14 protein-coding genes are annotated in these 17,509 nt (G+C 46.9%); 4 read left to right on the top strand and 10 right to left on the bottom strand.

Annotation, left to right across the window (positions count from 1 at the left end):
* Positions 1-11 precede the first annotated feature (11 nt).
* Complete coding sequence (gene tamL / locus H3H32_RS17825) at positions 12-2,684, bottom strand: translocation and assembly module lipoprotein TamL (protein WP_374191830.1); 2,673 nt, start codon at positions 2,682-2,684, stop codon at positions 12-14.
* Here tamL and H3H32_RS17820 point away from each other — a divergent pair.
* The gene (locus tag H3H32_RS17820) at positions 2,683-3,441 is read left to right on the top strand and encodes a TrmH family RNA methyltransferase (RefSeq protein WP_182464011.1); all 759 of its coding nucleotides are present in this window, start codon (positions 2,683-2,685) and stop codon (positions 3,439-3,441) included. The two genes, tamL and H3H32_RS17820, sit on opposite strands and share 2 nt — an antisense overlap.
* A gap of 53 nt (positions 3,442-3,494) precedes the next feature.
* The gene (locus tag H3H32_RS17815) at positions 3,495-5,381 is read left to right on the top strand and encodes a cytochrome-c peroxidase (RefSeq protein ID WP_240543805.1); all 1,887 of its coding nucleotides are present in this window, start codon (positions 3,495-3,497) and stop codon (positions 5,379-5,381) included.
* Positions 5,382-5,385: 4 nt separating this feature from the next.
* On the opposite strand, the gene H3H32_RS17810 is transcribed toward H3H32_RS17815, so the two are convergent.
* The 3 genes from H3H32_RS17810 to H3H32_RS17800 all read right to left on the bottom strand — a co-directional run bounded on the left by H3H32_RS17810 (position 5,386) and on the right by H3H32_RS17800 (position 9,629).
* Positions 5,386-7,167, bottom strand: coding sequence for a purple acid phosphatase family protein (locus H3H32_RS17810; protein WP_182464010.1), 1,782 nt, complete (start codon positions 7,165-7,167; stop codon positions 5,386-5,388).
* A 163-nt stretch (positions 7,168-7,330) separates the two neighbouring features.
* A complete protein-coding gene (locus tag H3H32_RS17805) occupies positions 7,331-8,137 on the bottom strand; it encodes a queuosine precursor transporter (protein ID WP_182464009.1) in 807 nt (268 codons plus the stop codon).
* Positions 8,138-8,219: 82 nt separating this feature from the next.
* Positions 8,220-9,629, bottom strand: coding sequence for a hypothetical protein (locus tag H3H32_RS17800; RefSeq protein ID WP_182464008.1), 1,410 nt, complete (start codon positions 9,627-9,629; stop codon positions 8,220-8,222).
* Positions 9,630-9,774: 145 nt separating this feature from the next.
* Between H3H32_RS17800 and rbfA the strand changes: the two genes are divergently transcribed.
* Both rbfA and H3H32_RS17790 read left to right on the top strand, forming a co-directional pair.
* Positions 9,775-10,155 (top strand): 30S ribosome-binding factor RbfA, encoded by a 381-nt coding sequence (rbfA, locus tag H3H32_RS17795; protein ID WP_182464007.1) that lies wholly within the window; start codon positions 9,775-9,777, stop codon positions 10,153-10,155.
* Positions 10,156-10,249: 94 nt separating this feature from the next.
* On the top strand, positions 10,250-11,461 hold the full coding sequence (locus H3H32_RS17790) for an ABC transporter permease (RefSeq protein WP_182464006.1): 1,212 nt from the start codon (positions 10,250-10,252) through the stop codon (positions 11,459-11,461).
* Positions 11,462-11,552: 91 nt separating this feature from the next.
* Here H3H32_RS17790 and H3H32_RS17785 read toward each other — a convergent pair whose 3' ends face one another.
* From H3H32_RS17785 to H3H32_RS17760, 6 genes are all read right to left on the bottom strand, one after another.
* On the bottom strand, positions 11,553-12,659 hold the full coding sequence (locus H3H32_RS17785; RefSeq protein ID WP_240543804.1) for a mevalonate kinase family protein: 1,107 nt from the start codon (positions 12,657-12,659) through the stop codon (positions 11,553-11,555).
* Positions 12,660-12,661: 2 nt separating this feature from the next.
* Positions 12,662-12,889, bottom strand: a complete 228-nt coding sequence (locus H3H32_RS17780) for a type II toxin-antitoxin system MqsA family antitoxin (protein WP_240543803.1) — start codon at positions 12,887-12,889, stop codon at positions 12,662-12,664.
* Positions 12,886-13,203 carry a DUF4258 domain-containing protein gene (locus H3H32_RS17775; protein WP_182464005.1) on the bottom strand — a complete coding sequence of 106 codons (318 nt, stop codon included), beginning with the start codon at positions 13,201-13,203 and terminating at the stop codon, positions 12,886-12,888. The genes H3H32_RS17780 and H3H32_RS17775 overlap by 4 nt, the downstream gene beginning before the upstream one ends.
* Complete coding sequence (locus H3H32_RS17770; RefSeq protein ID WP_182464004.1) at positions 13,203-14,426, bottom strand: sugar MFS transporter; 1,224 nt, start codon at positions 14,424-14,426, stop codon at positions 13,203-13,205. The genes H3H32_RS17775 and H3H32_RS17770 overlap by 1 nt, the downstream gene beginning before the upstream one ends.
* Positions 14,427-14,519: 93 nt before the next feature.
* Positions 14,520-15,881 carry a Gfo/Idh/MocA family protein gene (locus tag H3H32_RS17765; RefSeq protein WP_182464003.1) on the bottom strand — a complete coding sequence of 454 codons (1,362 nt, stop codon included), beginning with the start codon at positions 15,879-15,881 and terminating at the stop codon, positions 14,520-14,522.
* A 180-nt stretch (positions 15,882-16,061) separates the two neighbouring features.
* Positions 16,062-17,168, bottom strand: coding sequence for an MBL fold metallo-hydrolase (locus H3H32_RS17760; RefSeq protein WP_240543802.1), 1,107 nt, complete (start codon positions 17,166-17,168; stop codon positions 16,062-16,064).
* Positions 17,169-17,509 lie beyond the last annotated feature (341 nt).

The following is a 17,509-nucleotide window of genomic DNA, read 5'->3' as shown; positions in this document are numbered from 1 at the left end:
ATGGGTAATGCTTAAAAGGGGTAACCGATCCCAAAGTTGATAACCAAGGGGTTAGGGCCGCTCGATAACTTACTTAGAGAGAACTCAGGGAGGGTAAATCGTTTGTCAACTGGCTCCCCGCTCGTTGGATCAATATACCTCCGGGCAGGGTCCCAGACTTTAATACCGCCATCGAAGCGGATCACAAAAAAGGAGAAATCGATTCGAAGACCAACGCCGGTACCGACGGCAATTTGTGGAATAAACGTATCGAACCCAAAGGTGGTACCAGGGCGTTTCTCGTTATATCTTATGTTCCAGACGTTCCCCGCATCCACAAAAATAGCCCCATTAACATCGGCCCCAAGATGAAATAACCTACCTCGTAGCTCAGCCGACCCCTCGATAATCATATCGCCAGGTTTTTCAATGATATAAAGAAATTGTTGTTCATCAGGTGAACTGAATACAGGTTTGCCGCCTACGGTTTGTGGCCATTCGGAGCCAGGGCCTAGTCGCCGGGGAAGCCAGGCCCGAATGCTGTTGCTACCACCCGCGAAAAACAGTTTTTCGTAAGGTGCAGTATTGTTTGATCCATAGCCATATACTAGCCCCGTATTGAATCGGAAGGCGAGTGTAGTACGGGGCCGCAAAGGAATGTAATGCCGATAATCCAGGTTGAAACGCAGGAATTTATAAAACTGTAACCCTGTAGTGTCGGTCGTGTTGAAAAACTTTCGCAGCTGCGCTTCTGGAAAGAAGTTTAAGGTTGTACCTCCTGATTCAACTACTGCACGGAGAAAATTAGCCCGATGATTTTGGTTCGGCGTATTCGTATTATACGTGTAGGCAAAACTGAAACTTGAACTAATTGACCGCCGGAAGCTTAAATAGACTGTGCTTCCTGTCTTCTGGAGACTATCCAATTGATCTTTAAAAGCATCGCTTATAATCTTGTTGCTACCATCGCCAGCATTAATCAGGTTAATGTCGGCAATAAAAAAACTGAATTGCTTAGTAGGTGTTGTTTGCCAGTTATAAGCCATGGAGGCCCGAAGAAGTGATCGTCGAAAATCGGGTCTAAACGTATTATTGAGGCTTAAGCTGACTTGCGTGCGGGGGGCATAGCGGTTAAAGCCAAACCGAAGAGGACCAGGAAACAAAATTTGAGGAAAAGTCAGTGAGCTACTTACACCTAATTCCTGCGATTTATAAACAACTTTAGTGGGATTCGTTGGATCGACCACAAATCCAGTCTGAGCTTCTATCCCGTAGCGGGCAGAGATTTCGAAGGTTTCGAGCCCTCCCAGCATATTACGTATTCGGAAAATCAAGCTGCCAAAACCACCCGGAAAGGCTTGACCTTGATACAGCAGGCTTGTTGCACCTCCCTCTGCAGTGGCTTCGTATTTGTCTAATGGAGAGGCTGTTACGAGTGTTCGTAGCAATCGATTGGTGCTATCAATAAAGTTGAGATTGATGTATTTAAACTGATTGAGCAGAAACAGCTGTCGTTGGGTATCCCGGTAGTTAGTTTGGTTATAGAGCTGACCAGGGCGAACAAGAATTTTGGCGTCTAATAATCGAGTTGAGATATCACGCCCGCCCAACAGGTAAGTGATTCCGTTACGACGTACTGTATCCAACGCCATTGCTGACGCCGTTGTCGTGGAGCTTCCCGAAGCGTCTATATCGGGGCTGACTCGCACTTCCACATCGCCAATGCGATAAATTGGATGTGCCGATTTGCCGGGTGGATTGACAATCTGCAACGCTACATCTACATTTCGACGAGTCGAATCGCCGGGTTCGAGCCTGTCATGGAAACGGCGATCATTACCCCGGCGTACCGTATCCACGTCAGTAGCCCGGATATACTGCCGCGAAAAAGTGTAATAGCCCTGGTCACGCAAGAGCGTTTCAATGCGAATACGCTCATTCGCCATGTTATCAAAATCGAATCGTTCGCCGGTTTGGAGTTTTGATTTGTCAAATGATTGACGAACAATAGAGTCGACCCGTGGATCGGCAATTGTATACGTAATGTTGCGTAGATAAAAGCCTTCGTTTTCGCTAATCAGGTAATTCACCCGGATCTGCCGACGGCGTAAGGTATCGAGCGAATACGCCGTTTTGGCATTGAAAAAACCTTTGTCAGACAGGTACTTCTGCATTTTGGCTGCATTGGCTTTGGCATCGCTTTCGGCAAAATAAGAGGGAGGCTCACCAAGACTCCGCATGAGCCAGTTTCCTTCTTCAGCTTTTACGCGCAGATGCTTCAATTTTCGACCATACCGACGATTCAGTTTTTTTAGCGCCTGGGGTTGATCGGCTAATTGCTGGCTTTGCTCTTCAAATTCGTTAGTTTTGGCCTGTAACTCCTGTAGGGCCTTCTCGCGGTTGTACCGATTCGCGCCCAATTGATAGAACCAAAGTGGCGGAGTAATGGGGAGGGCCAAAATCCGGCGGTTGGGTTTTTGGGGAATCAGGCTTTCCAGAGACTCACTCGAAATCGTATGATTGCCCCGTATCGTTTGCGCCGTCAGGATATAAGAGTTCGTACGTAAGTTCTTCGAACTCAAACAACCGGATAAAGACACAATTAGTAAAAATAAGCCTAAGCGTGATGTATGATGTAGGATGTAGGATATATTGCTAGTTAGCCTCTCATACATCATATATCGTATATCATACATTTTTTTCATGCTTTCTAAAAATCAACTTAAATATATTCAGTCGCTGCACCAGAAAAAATACCGGCAGCAGTATGGGGCATTTCTGGTCGAAGGGGCCAAGAGCGTTCAGGAAGTTCTACAGTCTGATTTTCAGATTGAACTTGTTGTAGCGACCGAAGCATTCTACAAAGAAAACGCTCGCTTAACAGACCACCAACGAACGCCCGTCGAAATTGCATCGGTTGGTGATCTTGAACGCGCTGGCACCCTCGAAAGTAATAACGCAGCGCTCGCTGTGGTCAAAACGAAAGAGAACCGTCCGCTATTGGCCGAACCAGGCGAGATCGCTTTAATTTTAGATGATATTCGGGACCCTGGTAATCTTGGTACCATCCTCAGAATTGCCGACTGGTATGGCGTCCGGAAAATTCTCTGCTCCGAAACCACAGCCGATGTGTATAACCCCAAAGTTATTTCGGCTAGCAAAGGCTCCTTTACCCGGGTGCAGTGGTGGTATGGCAATGTTGTTGAAGTGCTGAATCAAAAAAACACCCCATTGGCTGTTTACGGCGCTTTTTTAGGCGGTGAGGATGTGCATACACTGGCATTTAGTCAATCGGGTTATCTGGTGATGGGCAATGAATCGAACGGAATCCGCCCCGAAGTAGCGCAGTTCGTGACGCAACGTGTGACGATTCCGCGCTATGGCGATGCTGAGTCATTAAACGTTGGAATCGCTACCGCTGTTTTATTAGATAATATTCGACGGGTTAATGCAGGGCAGTAAGTAGCTCTCAATTATCAATTTACGGAGGGTGTTTGTTCCGTATCTTCGTGAAAATGAACGTTTCAATGTATCGGGCGCTGGGATTGTTTTGTATACTGGTGGCTACTGCGGCTTTTTTACCTCAGGAAACACCTACTGAGGGAGAGCAGGTATACGCCCGATTTCTGGCTGATAAAAGTCGGTTTCATCAGCAGGTTCAGCAACTGGCAACCTATGTACAAAGCGATGCCCCGCAAGATTCACTACAGGCGGCTTTCAAACGAAGTCGGTTAGGGTACAAGCGTCTCGAATGGCTATTGGAATATTATCAGCCCGTTTTGGCTAGTCGCGTCAATGGCCCCCCGGTCGTGGAAGTTGAAGTAGATGAGCCTGGCGAGATTCTTATGATGCCCCGTGGTTTGCAAGTTGTTGAACCTTACCTATTTCCAACCTACGATCGGACGCAAAAAGATAGCTTAGTCCACGAGCTAACGGTATTATTATCGTACTCAACCCGATTAGAGCAAGGTATACCTGCTAACAAACTATCAGATACCGATATTTTAGAGGCCATACGGGAGGAACTTTTCCGGTTATTGACCTTGGGGATCACTGGGTATGATGCGCCCGAAGTCCAGACCGGATTACCCGAAGCTGCCGTTGTTCTTACTACCCTTCATGAAACATTCCAACCGTATGCCAACCGTCTTCCTAATGCGTTGGCAACGCAGGTAGAAAAGCACTGGCTAGCCGCTATTCAGGCCGTAAGCAAGGCTTCTGATTTTAGTAGTTTCGATCGGGTTACGTTTATTCGGGAACAACTCTATCCACTTTGTAACGTATTACAGCAGGCTCGACAGACGCTAGGCGTTGGGGTGACAGCTAGTGGCCGGTTTCTGTCGCCTATGGTTACCACACTCTCTGATTCGGGTGCTTTCCGACCCGATTACTTGATCAACTTTGGTGATTTTAGGAGTTCTCCCCAAAAAGTAGCGTTGGGTAAGGTGCTGTTTTTTGATCCCTTATTATCGGGGAATAATGCCCGGAGCTGTGCTTCGTGCCACCAGCCAGAGCGGGCGTTTACCGATGGTCGCGTGAAAAGCCGGGCGTTTCGGGGGCGGAAATCGGTTCTGCGAAATGCGCCCACCTTGCTGAACGCTGGCTTGCAAAATGTCCAGTTTTACGATTCGAGGGTTTTTTATTTGGAAGACCAGGCTCACGATGTGCTCAAAAATGCCCACGAGATGCGAACGTCTCCTGATGAAGTCGTTCGTAAACTGTCGGGAAGCAGTGAGTACAAAAAATGGTTCACTGAAGCTTTCTCGGGTGGCTTGACTGCCCCGAACGTACGCAATGCGCTGGCGTGTTATATCCGTAGCCTGACGAGCCTTAATTCCCGATCTGACCGCTATCTGCGTGGAGAAGAGGTGTCACTAACGGCCGACGAAAAGCTGGGCTTTAACTTGTTTTTAGGCAAAGCCCGTTGCGCAACCTGCCATTTCTTCCCTATTTATAATGGCTTTACACCTCCTCATTTCGACAAGACCGAAAGCGAAATTATTGGGGTGCCCAATCGCCGAAAAATAGAAAACGCCCGCATTGACTCAGACCCTGGGAAATTTATGACGTACCAGAAAGAACTACATCGGTTTGCGTTTAAAACGCCAACGGTACGTAATGCAGCCCTTACAGCTCCCTACATGCATAATGGCGTTTATAAAACACTCGATCAGGTTGTGGATTTCTATAACCGGGGCGGAGGGCGAGGGATTGGTATTCATCTTGATGGGCAAACCTTAGCCGATAAACCCCTCGATCTGACGCCTGTGGAGCAGAAAGCACTGGTTTCGTTTCTAAACTCATTAACAGATACAACCGGCCTGACTAGCCGACCGACCCAGTTGCCAATTGTTGAACGTGAACCCGCCTTGAATCGACGGAAGCCTGGTGGCAGGTACTAAACGGCTAGTTGGCGATCCTTACTTTGGCTTGCAAACCAATCTGGAGCTTAATCCCGGGGTCGTAGTTTATCGTCAATGCATGTACTTCGGTATTATTCGGAATGCTCACCAGATGTTTTAACTGCAGTGTATCGGAACTGGTAGGAACTCGATTGCCAGACCAGATGCTGGGATCGTTCCAGTTTCCCGATTTAAGCGTGAACATAGGGCCTGAACTAATCACTGTGAAAACATCCTGTACGCAATTCTTGCTATCGCGTACGGTGTAGGTGCTGGTAGTGCCAGCTAATGGGTTAACAACGATCGAACGGGTGGAGGCCGAGAAGCCCGTATTGGCAGAACTGCTCCACTGATAATCGCTAAGATAACTGGCCGTTAGCGTCATTGATTGACCAGAAGGAGATGTCAAGGTTTGCGTTAATCCAACATCTTTCAGGATCGTGAATTGATCACTAATAGAATAGTTGGAGGAAGAACTCGGTTGAATGAACTTGGCATCCAGACGGTTATCTTCAACTTCGAAGTAAAAAGAGCCGCCCTGCAAGCGTTGCGTCGAAACCATCACGGCATGAGTGCCTAAGTTGGGGTTTGTTCCTAACGCTCCCGATGAGCCTGCAACAACGTAAACCGTTCCCTGTTTCTTCTTTTCTGATGTGCTTTTGTAGGCACAGGAATTATCGGAGCCATCGTAACGCCCCGAGCCATTATCTTCGGGAAAGCGGTAGGCGGAAGGGTTCGAACTGAAATCGCTCATGGGGCCATATTGGTCATGAATTGGGTACGAACGCTCATAGTTATGGCTATGACCCAGCACAACCATATCGACGCCATAGCGTTCTAAAATAGGGTTAATGCGTTGACGGATAGCCGTTAAATCCGGGTCGCCTTCTGAGCTATGCCCTCCCATGCTGTAAGGTGGAAAGTGCAGATACACGATTTTCCATTTTTTTGTCGTTGCGGCCAGATCCTGCTTCAACCAGACTGTTTGCGGATGATTGAGCGTATCCGCGTAAAATTTAGTCGCTACCCCATTGACCGGACGAGTTCCGTAGCCATCAAGCATAATGAAGTGAATCGGCCCATAATCGACTGAGTACCATTCTTTAGTTCCCGAAGCTACTCCGCCAGATTCGGCATTGGTTGGCAGGCTGAAATTTGAGAAATAGGGAATATTGTGGTTATCTGCAAGTGTGCTATTGTTGCTGTAATCGTGATTGCCTGGCACCGAGAACAGCATCGAGTTTTTCATGAGTGTGGTTTGGTAGGCCTCAAAAAAATTGACCTGGTAGGCGGGGTCATCGCCATCATACGAATTATCGCCGATGAGCATCCAGAGATCGGTTGGCGTGCTACCCCGATAATTCAAGAAGGCGTTCCGAACGTTTGTCTGGTTACCATTGGGATTCATGCCACTATCACCAAAGGAAACTACCCGGATCTTACGTTTGGTGGTGGCAGATGGTGCCGTCAGAAAGTAGTTATCAGACCCTTGCTGCAATACCTGAGTTGTGGTGCCCACGCTATAGAAATACTGGCTGTCGGGGGCTAAACCCGTAATCCGAACCTCGTGCTCGGTAGTGCTGACCGCTTCGCTGACACTGGCAGATAGGTTACTGGCTGATAATCCGTAGCTTACTTTGCCTATTGTAGGTACATCGGTACGCCAGCGTATGCTGACTGCTGTTTGACTGCCCATTTGCAGGTAAGGCCCCCGCGAAATCGTTTGTGCACTAGTTAATGTCCAGGTGAACCAGAAGAAGGTACTAACCAATAAAAAACGTTTCAATGATTGACAAGTTGACGGTAGAGGTATGTTCTATATGATTGATGTTTAGAACGAAGAGTAAAAAGTAAATAGCTAATATACTAAAAAACGCATGACCATCTTTTAGATAGTCATGCGTTTTTTGCTAACCAGGGGTATAGGTAGACTGTTGACGAATAGGAAGTTACATAAATGAACTCATAGCAGATTCATTAGCTAGTTCTTCGGCGTGTTCTTTGCCTAAATAGCGGTCAATAAAATAATGGGCTACATAGAGGAGTGGCGTCAAAACAACCGCCGAGGTGGCTTTGTAGATATAATTGATAATCCCAACGGCCAAAACCTGACTTAACGACCAATTGCCGAAAACGTAAAAAGCAATCCCAAGCACAACAAACGAATCGACCAACTGAGATACCAGAGTTGAGCCGGTTGCCCGGAGCCATATTTTTTTACTTCCGGTAATCTTTCGGAGTGAGTGAAACACATACACATCCAGGATTTGACCGATCAGGAAGGCGGTTAGAGAACCGATAATAATCCCTAATCCTTGCCGGAAAATCATCTGGAAGGCATTGTTAATATTAATGGCATTGCCAGCTGCATCTTTGGCGTTTACATCGAGCCAGAACTGAGCAGGAGGTAGCGTTGTAACGGCATAAATAATCAGGAAACTGTACCCTACAAATCCGGCTGTCAGGAATGAAATACGCCGAACACCCGCTTTGCCAAAGTACTCGTTGATAATGTCGGAGGTGATGAATACAAACGGCCAGATAACTGCCCCCGCCGTCAGGTTGAAATCCAGAACAAAATCGTCGAGTAGATGAATTTGGGCTGGCTTGGTACCCAGCAGTGTTTCGACAGAGAATATTTTAACCCCGATGATTTCGGCAATGAGTGCATTGGTCAGAAAAACGGCGCTCAGAAAGATGTAGAGATTGGTTCCGGTCCGCCGGTGCGGTTTATTGGTAAATGTGTAGGAAGGCATATTGATTTACGAATTTTGATGTACGATTTACGAATTATTGGTGATACCCCAAAATCGTAAATTGCACATCAAAATTCGTAAATCACTTACGTTTATACACGTCAGCCACGGCTGTTTTTTCGTATTGGCCCGCCAGAGCCGGAGCACGCTGAAACAATTTACCGACTACATTCTCCCGGTCAATAATGTAGTCGGGTGGGTCTTTGCGGAAATGATCGAATACGTTGATAACCGCTTCGTAATCGTCCAGATTTTTTAGATCATACTTTGCTAAATCCCAGTTGAGGTAAGGCGTAGCTAATTTATTTTGTCGGTAGGCACTAAAGTCTTCACCAATAATCAAGACACGTCGGTCTTTGATATCGCCTGGTAGGGGCGAAGGTTTCACTTGTAGACTGCTTAGTCGCCCCAGTTCACCTCCCGGAATGAGGCCCAGAGCACCCTGGTAAAACAGCAACAGAATCAGGATGAACGTGATTAAAAAGGTCACCTCGGCCAGCCAGGCCCTACGAATACCTTCAAAGTAAAAGTGGGTAAAGTAGGCCATTGGAGGAACAAAGCTCAGAAAAACCATGGGGGCCAGAAAAGGCATTAAGCCAATTGTCAGCACGGCAATAACAAACCAGATAGCCATAATCTGCTGTATCCGTTGCTGAAAATTGACATACCGTCCTCCTCGATTGAGCAGGCTTAAAAAGCCAAGTACACCCAAACCTAATGGAATCAATAAGGAGGCTAACAGCGACTGGAAATCGGATAAGGAATATTGCCGAACCCGAAATACCGATGATAGCAAATTTCGATTAAAATCGTCAAGGCTATCGTAGAGATAATAAAACAGCACTGTTGTGGCGAATGGGAACAAAAACCCAAATATTGACAGCGAATACTGCCGAAAGCTAGCGCCTGTGTAAAAAAGCAGCGATAAGGCCGCCCAGATAATGAATAAGGCTGATGGCAGATAGAACAGAGCGGCAATACCAATGTAAAACCCAACTTCAAACACTTCGTCGGTAGCGCCCCGCCGGTCCATCTGCCGAATCAGGGTTCCGAAGGCTAACAGAAGGAAGCTCGTCGACATCAAAACCGGCGAAAGCGTCAGGCAATCGAAGGAAATGTGCATGAACAGCATATAAATCAGCCCCGGCCAGAAGGAACGATCCGGATAAAGATCCCGGTTATTCGTTAGGTAATTGAAATAAACAATCTGGAATACCGAAACCAGTAGCGCGGCTCCGTGTAACGCCAGTGGCGACCGTCCGAACACACTGTCGATTCCCCAATACACAAGCGCCGAGAGAGGGCTAATACTATCCCAGATGTCGCGGTACAATAAATTCCCCTGGCTTATCTGCTCGCCAACGATCATCCAGTTCAACTCCGGAATCAGCAACGGAAATGGATGGAGCAGGAGCGGTAAGCGAATCAATAGCAGCAACCCGAGCAGGCTGACGTATTGATAAGGAAAATAAGATTGAAAGAAACGAAGCAAAGCAGTTATCAGTTAATAATCGATAGTCGTCAGTAATAGCATCATCTACCCTTGACTAACGACTAATACCGGTAAAATTACAGTCAATTTCGGCAGAACGGAAAAATGGGTGGATATTTGCAAAATAGATTAAGTGCCAATTTGTATGGAATCGAAACGACAGCAGAAAGTAGCCCGGCAGTTGCAGAAAGATTTAAGTGAAATTTTTCAACGCGAAGTGCCTCATTTATTCAACGGAGCGTTTATTACCGTTACCAGTGTGCGTGTTTCGCCCGATTTGAGTGTAGCCCGTGTTTATCTAAGTTTTCTGGCTACCAAGAATAAACAGCTGTTGCTGGAAACAATTCAGGAAAAAGGAAAAGTACTGCGCCAGCACTTGGGCGAGCGGGTGCGTCACCAGCTTCGCATTGTCCCTGATTTGAGTTTTTACTTAGATGATACAGCTGAATACGCTGATAAAATGGATAAACTCTTCGCTGGTTTGGAAATTCCCCCTGCCCCAGACGAGGATGAGGATAATGAGTAAATTGTGAATGAATGAATGAGCGACTAAGTGAATAACGGCAATGGCTGGTTTCACTCATTTGCTCATTCACTCATTCACTCATTCACAAAGAAGAATGAACCTTCCTGCCTGGATTGCCCGTCGTTATTTTTTCTCCCGTAAGAAACGCAGCTTTATTAGTTGGTTGTCTATCCTGTCGATGCTTGGCGTAGGCGTTGGAACGATGGCCTTAGTCGTCGTACTGTCGGTTTTTAATGGCATGGATGAACTGAATCGGCAGATTTTCAAGACGTTTGAAGCGGATATAACCATCTCGCCAAAACAAGGAAAACGGTTTTTGGCCCCACCAGCCTTGCTAACGCGCTTACAGCAGGTATCAGGTGTTCATTTGCTGACATCCGTAGCGCAGGACAACGCGCTGGGCCGGTATGCGAATGGAACAACCGTTGTGAAGCTTAAAGGAGTGGATGATAACTACCTGCAGCGTCAACAGCTCGATTCAGCGTTGCTGGAAGGCAAACTGTTGTTACGTCGCAATGGCGTGAATTATGCCATTGTAGCTGAAGGCGTCCGAAATGATCTGAGCATTTCGCCCGTCGATATTCTGACACCACTCGAAATTCTGTATCCGCAAAGTGGGCAGAGTTTCAGCGTACTTAATCCCGATGCCTTTAACCGGGAGTTACTGACGGTAGCGGGTGTATTTTTCATTGAATCTCGTTACGATAATTTCGTGCTGGCTCCATTGGCCGTAGCGCGATCTTTATTTAGCTATAAGCCAGATGAAGTAACGAGTCTCGAAATTCAATTACAACCCGGCGCGAAAGAGCAGGTTGTCAAGCAGGCTCTTCAGGCAGTGCTGGGCGATAAGCTGCTAGTACAAACCCGCGACGATCTGAATGTCGACCTTTATCGGGCTATTTATATCGAAAAATTATTCGTTGCCCTGACGCTTTCCTTCATTATTCTGGTTGCGTCAATCAATATTTTCTTTTCGTTATCGATGTTGGTAATTGAGAAGAAAAGCGACATCCAGATTTTATTTGCCTTAGGCGCTACGAAGAGTATGGTCCGGCGTATTTTCCTGACCGAAGGAGCTATTATTGCCTTAACAGGAGCTTTTACGGGTCTGGTACTCGGTGTCTTTATTTGTTTGGCGCAGGGACAATACGGCTTTATTCGGATGGGGACCGTTAGTTCAATTATCGATGCCTACCCGGTACGCCTGGATGTTCGGGATATTGCGCTGACTAGCATTCTTGTTGTCTTGATGACTGTCTTAACGTCCTGGTTCCCAGCCCAGCGGGCGGCTAATAGTCAACAGTAAGGCGTTAAGGGTATTAGGTGATTAGGTTGTACCCATGGGCTTTAGCCCGTGTATAACTCATACACGGGCTAAAGCCCATGGGTACAATGCGTTAGGCTTCAACGGTTGTGCCAGCATCAGCCGTAATGACGTACGCTTTTCCGCCTTCCCTTTCAATGGCTTCTGCTACTTTTTCCGGATCGTTCGGCGCGTAGACGAACATGCAACCACCACCGCCTGAGCCGTTAATTTTCCCGCCGAGAGCCCCGGCATTTAGGGCAGCATCAAGCATGCGGTCAATTTTAGGTGTGCTGATGCGTTGTGCTTCGCGGAGATTGGTTTGATGATTGGTTAGCAATTGACCAAACCGCACGTGGTCGAGACCAGCAGGATTCTGTAGAACGGTTAGCGCATCACGCAGAATGTCGCGATTCTCGATATTGCCTTTCAGCAGAATATAATCGTCTTTGCTTAAGATGTCTTTGAACTCTACTACCTCAGTAATCTCAGAATCGGTCAGCGAAAACGTGGGACTAATGGCTTTCAACCGGGCAACAATATCGAGCATACCGAATTTTACCCGCTTCAAAATCCCAATGGTATCCTTCGGCTCCTGCGAATCGCCCAGAACAAATGTGCCCAGGGCTGGATTCAGTTTTTCTAAATGAATCTTCGGTTGTGACTCCAGGTATATAACGTGGCCAACAGCGGTCGAGTAATGGTCCATCATGCCACCTGGTTCGCCAAACTCCAGAACTTCGGCTATATAGGCCAGTTCGGCTAGTTTTTCCTGTGGCAGTTGCTGGGGAGAATCGGACAGTTGAGTGAGCACATTGAGCCAGGTAACAAGCAGCGCCGACGAACTCGACGTGCCTGAATTAATCGGAATATTGCCATGGACTTCCCCCTCAATCCCTTTTGAAAATGTAAACCCTTCGCGTAACAACACATTTACGGCCGATCGGAAATAATCTCGAGTTTCTGGGTAAGGGAGCTGTGTCCCATCAAAAGGAATATCAACCGACTGACCGATATCGGGGAGATTCAACCGGAAGCTGGGTTGTGTAGTTGTCGTGGCTTCAATCTGAATCCGACGTGAAATAGCTGCGGCAATAACGGGCAGACCCAGATAATCCTGATGCTCACCAAAAAGGCAAATGCGGCCTGGTGTTGAAACTTTCAATTCTGGTGTTCGGGCTAGTGGACTAATTGATGACAAAATCAAAGTGACAATACTTCTAGTTGATGCTTTTTTTGACGCGCTTCTAATACAATATCTTCCAATTGTTGTGCTGTTTTATTGTCAATCCACTCGTCCCCGCATTGATTGCAAATCATGGCTGGAACATGGCGTACAACCACTAATCCATCACCTAAATCAGCACTAAATGTGGTATGGCCGGCTTCCCTATGCCCTCCACACATTGGACAAATTTTTGATGTCGTCATTGCTTCTTTGTCTTATAGTCTGACTCAAATACATCGAGAGATGGTTCATAAACCGTAATGATGTATACCATATCATCTGCTTTAGCATAGGAGGCTACCACATGCAACGGTCTGTCTTCTACCCATCCAAACATCAATACACTCGGAAAAGGTCGGTCATCATAATAATAGCGAATGGCCTCACCTAAACTCAAAACGTTGAGAACGTCTTTCTGACGAATTTGCCGTTCCACTAAGCGTTGAAGCGTATGTTTTCGCCATTCAATATGCCCTTTTTCTACAGCTAGTTGTAACTCTGTAACGTCAAATGGCATTACCAGCTCGTTTTTTTGTAGCCTACTGTAGCGTAATAAAGTATATAGCCAAACAGGGGTAGCAACAATCCATACGCCATTTTAGGGTTAATATGGTCAAACAAATAGCCATGTAACGGAGGCAGAATGGCCCCACCCGCAATCGCCATGATGAGTAAAGCCGAGCCCATTTTTGTGAATTTTCCCAGACCATTCAACGCCAGCGGCCATATGGCAGGCCAGGTTGGTGCAATGGCAAATCCAAGCAGGGCAACGCAAAGAATGGAAGTGAACCCATCAGTAACTAATGCGCCAATCGTCAGGATGATAGCCAGAATCATTCCGAAACGGAGTGAGTTCTGTTGCGAAATCCAGCGCGGAATGGCCACAATACCAAGTAAATAACCGGCTAGTAAACCGTAAAGCGTGTATTCGGTAAAGTATTTAGCTTCGTCGTTGCCAAAGCCGATGGCTTTACCATAGTTGATAATCGTATCGCCCGAAATAACTTCGGCTCCTACGTAGCAGAATAGCGCAATAACACCCAAAACCAGGTTGGGGAACTGCCAGACGCTCGTGTGAGAAGTGGCATCTGAAGGCAGATCGTCCTGTTCTTCAGATACTTCAGGTAAATTGGATAACCTAATCAAGCCTGCCAGTACGATCAATATCGCTGTGAGAACCAGATAGGGAGTAACTACTTTTTCTAAACTCTGAGGACCTACAGCCACACTGGCACCTGTTAGAAACAAACTACCAAACACCCGCTGACTGATAATGCCCGCCATTTTATTCGCAATACCCATAAAGCTAATCCGCTGGGCTGCACTTTCGCGAGGGCCGAGGATGGTAGCGTAGGGATTAGAGGCAGATTGTAATACGGTTAGACCAACGCCGATCAGGAACAAACCCACAAGAAACAGTGGATACGAAAACGCACGGGCGGCTGGTACAAAAACCAATGTGCCAACGGCCATAGTGAGTAACCCTAATGACATGCCATTTTTGAAGCCAGTACGTTTCAGTAAGGCCGATGATGGAATGGCCATCAGCGTATAGGAAATAAAAAACGCAGAGGCTACGAGACTTGAGCCAACGGTACTCAGATTGAAGGCCTGCTTGAAAAAAGCCATCAATACACTATTTGTCCAGGTAACGAAGCCAAAAACGAAGAAGAGAGCACCAATAATAAGTAAAGGACCCGTGTAATTCTGGGATTTTGGCGGAGCAGTAGTTGGTGTCATTGACTGATTCGTAGGTTAAGCCGGTTAGGGAAATGACTTTTTAAAATTTTTTACAAATTAAAACGAGAAGTTGATTAATCAGCAACTATCTCATCAATAGTTATCTGTTAAGCCAAAAATGGGTTTGTTGGTCTTCCACTTCCCACGCGTGAAATCGGGGACTTCGACGGGCTTGCTGCCGCCTGCAATACTTTGTTCCGACAATGGGCTGATGGCGCTCCAGACGGCCGCATCATACACATCGATTGGGGGAGCTGTTTTTGCTTTAATAGATTCGATAAACGCCCGAAGTACAAAGAAATCGATGCCACCGTGCCCCGCATTCTCAGCCGTTTGGGCATGACGTTTCCAGAGTGGATGGTCGTATTTTTCCTGATAAGGAGCGAAGGGTTCCCAGTTATGGGCTTTTGGCGTGACACCTTCCAGATAGATCATATCGTTATCGTCCATCCAGATTCCGTTGGTGCCTTGTGCCCGGAAACCAAGTGAATAGGGGCGAGGGGAGTTGGTATCGTGAATGATGACGATATTCTCGCCATTAGCGCACTGAAGTGTTGTGGTAACAACATCGCCCAGTTTAAAATTAACCTTGGCGTTTGGATGGTTGGGACCACCTTTATCGACAACGTATTTATGAAGACCCCGGCTTTTGGTAGCCATGCTGGTCAGGCGTGTGAAGCGATTGCCCCGGTTGATATCGAGCCAGTGCGCAACGGGCCCAAGACCGTGTGTAGGATAGATGTCGCCGTTGCGATCAACGGAATGCTGTGTACGCCAATGAGCTTCTGAATACCCTTTAGCACCAAATTCTGCGCCTACACCACCAATCGATTTGCCATCGTTGAATTTGATGTTTCGTAAATCATGCTGGTAGCCACAATGCGCGTAGACCATCTCGCCAAACATGCCTTTCCGAATCATGTTCAAGACCGACAACACATCGCGTCGGTAGCAAACATTCTCCAGAATCATGCAGTGCGATCCTGTTTTCTCGGATGTGTTGACCAGATCCCAGGACTCTTTGAGCGTCACGGTTGCCGATACTTCAACACCCGCGTATTTGCCGGCTTGCATGGTCGCTACGGCCATCGGAACGTGCCATTCCCAGGGAGTTGCGATCACCACACCGTCAATGTCATCGCGTTTGAGCATGTCCTTGAAAGCCTCATCGCCTTTTGTGTAGGCAACCGGGAGCTTGCGGCCCTTCTTTTCAATCATCGCATTGGTGCGGCTGATGGCCTCAGGGTCGGGATCGCAAATAGCTGTAATCTCTACGTCATCGCGGAAGAGTGCCTGATCAACATGGCTTCGTCCTCGTGCGCCAACCCCAATAAAGGCCAGACGGACTTTCGGGTCTGCCGGTTTCGCACCAGTTAGAATAGTTGGAAAAACAGAGGTGGCAGCACCCGTAAGGGCGGCTGTTCGAATAAACTGACGACGAGTAGGCGATTGCATAAAGGTGACCTTGCGTATAAACGATTAACCTGTCAAAGAACGAGATTTCAGGTCAAAAAACATACGATAAGGTCATTTAAGGGTTTTCTTTGACAGGATTTACAGGATACACAGGATTTTCTCTTGGTATAATAATCTTGTGTATCCTGTAAATCCTGTCAAAGAAGCCTCTTTGTCTTATCAGAAATTCCACCAAACAGCTCTTGGATAGGAGGCATTCAACACGACAGGTTCTCCAATTTTAGGCGTCGTTACGTCGAAGCCCTCTTTTTCGGCTTTTTTCATAAGTCGCTTAATAGGCTCGTTCCAGGCGTGGTACGATAAGGAAAATTTTGCCCAGTGTACAGGAAGTAAAACTCTGGCCCGCAAATCCTGAGCCGCTGATATTACTTCTTCGGGCATCATGTGGATGTTGGGCCAGTCTAGACCATATTGCCCACATTCGAGAATGGCCAGATCAAATGGTCCGTATTGATCCCCGATTGTCTGGAAGTGTTTTCCATACCCTGAATCGCCACCCAGAAACAGCTTATAACCGTGTAGATTCAGTACGTAGGAAGTCCAGAGCGTTTTACCACGAGCAAAACTACGTCCCGAAAAATGGCGTGCGGGTGTGGCGGTCAGGTCAATGCCATCGGCTACGGGTTGATGCTCCCACCAGTCGAACTCCACAATCCGATCGGCTGGCACACCCCAGCGTTCGAGGTGGGCACCTACGCCTAGGGCGGTGTAGAATTTTTTGACCTTCGGAATCAGTTTGACAATGGTCTCATAATCGAGGTGGTCGTAGTGATCGTGAGAGAGAATCAGATAGTCGATGTTGGGCATGTCATCGACGTCATAGGTGTTTGATCCGGCAAAAGCTCCTCCGAAAAACGATACGGGCGAGGCATGACCACTGAAAACGGGATCGAGCAAAATGGTCACACCTTTCGATTTAATCAGGTAAGACGAATGCCCGAACCACACAATTGTGGGTTTGGCATCGTCTAAGGCTTTAAGGTCCGTTTTTACCGAGGGTATTGGCCTGGGCGGAATATTGTCTTTATCTTTTTTTATAAAGTCACGCATCATGCCCACATACGATGCGTTCTCTCGCATAACCTCTGTAGGCTCTAAATTCTGGAATGAACCATTCTTATAGTTTGGTGATTGCTGGATACGTTCTAATCGGGCTTCGGCTGGGTCCTGGCCAAATGGACTCTGTTTCATAAACAAGAACACAGCAGCTACTAACCCAATCAATACAAGTACGGTAATTAACATAGCGGTCTTAAATCGTTTCATGGGGGCAAAACGGGGACTGTGGTTGTCCGGTTCCATTGCAGGCTAAGGATTTGATAGGCGGTAATGATAGAATAATAGATGGTTCGTGGTAACAAAGGCCGATGGGCAATTAACTTACCGGAGCGAAGGTTTTCTTTCTTATTTTTAATCAATAGTCCGCTGATTTTTAAGATTGGTATGATTCGCGTAGATTTCGACTACGATCAATAGCGTCTAATGGTGATTTTTATAATCTTAACTAGGAGTTCAGGTAAAACAATAAAATCATAATTCATCTTAATGATCATAAAAATCAGCGGGCTATCGTTTCACCATACATTTAAGCAAACTATAATTAGGTC

It is taken from the genome of Spirosoma foliorum (genome assembly GCF_014117325.1).
GTDB lineage: Bacteria > Bacteroidota > Bacteroidia > Cytophagales > Spirosomataceae > Spirosoma > Spirosoma foliorum.
Note: the sequence above shows the minus strand (reverse complement) of the source record. Positions and strands in the feature narration are given on the sequence as shown.

Excerpts from the sequence above, each read along its gene's own strand:
- H3H32_RS17820 (WP_182464011.1), top strand. The coding sequence starts at position 2,683 with ATGCTTTCTAAAAATCAACTTAAATATATTCAGTCGCTGCACCAGAAA.
- tamL (WP_374191830.1), bottom strand. The coding sequence starts at position 2,684 with ATGAAAAAAATGTATGATATACGATATATGATGTATGAGAGGCTAACT.
- H3H32_RS17815 (WP_240543805.1), top strand. The coding sequence starts at position 3,495 with ATGAACGTTTCAATGTATCGGGCGCTGGGATTGTTTTGTATACTGGTG.
- H3H32_RS17805 (WP_182464009.1), bottom strand. The coding sequence starts at position 8,137 with ATGCCTTCCTACACATTTACCAATAAACCGCACCGGCGGACCGGAACC.
- rbfA (WP_182464007.1), top strand. The coding sequence starts at position 9,775 with ATGGAATCGAAACGACAGCAGAAAGTAGCCCGGCAGTTGCAGAAAGAT.
- H3H32_RS17790 (WP_182464006.1), top strand. The coding sequence starts at position 10,250 with ATGAACCTTCCTGCCTGGATTGCCCGTCGTTATTTTTTCTCCCGTAAG.
- H3H32_RS17780 (WP_240543803.1), bottom strand. The coding sequence starts at position 12,889 with ATGACGACATCAAAAATTTGTCCAATGTGTGGAGGGCATAGGGAAGCC.
- H3H32_RS17775 (WP_182464005.1), bottom strand. The coding sequence starts at position 13,203 with ATGCCATTTGACGTTACAGAGTTACAACTAGCTGTAGAAAAAGGGCAT.
- H3H32_RS17770 (WP_182464004.1), bottom strand. The coding sequence starts at position 14,426 with ATGACACCAACTACTGCTCCGCCAAAATCCCAGAATTACACGGGTCCT.
- H3H32_RS17765 (WP_182464003.1), bottom strand. The coding sequence starts at position 15,881 with ATGCAATCGCCTACTCGTCGTCAGTTTATTCGAACAGCCGCCCTTACG.
- H3H32_RS17760 (WP_240543802.1), bottom strand. The coding sequence starts at position 17,168 with ATGAAACGATTTAAGACCGCTATGTTAATTACCGTACTTGTATTGATT.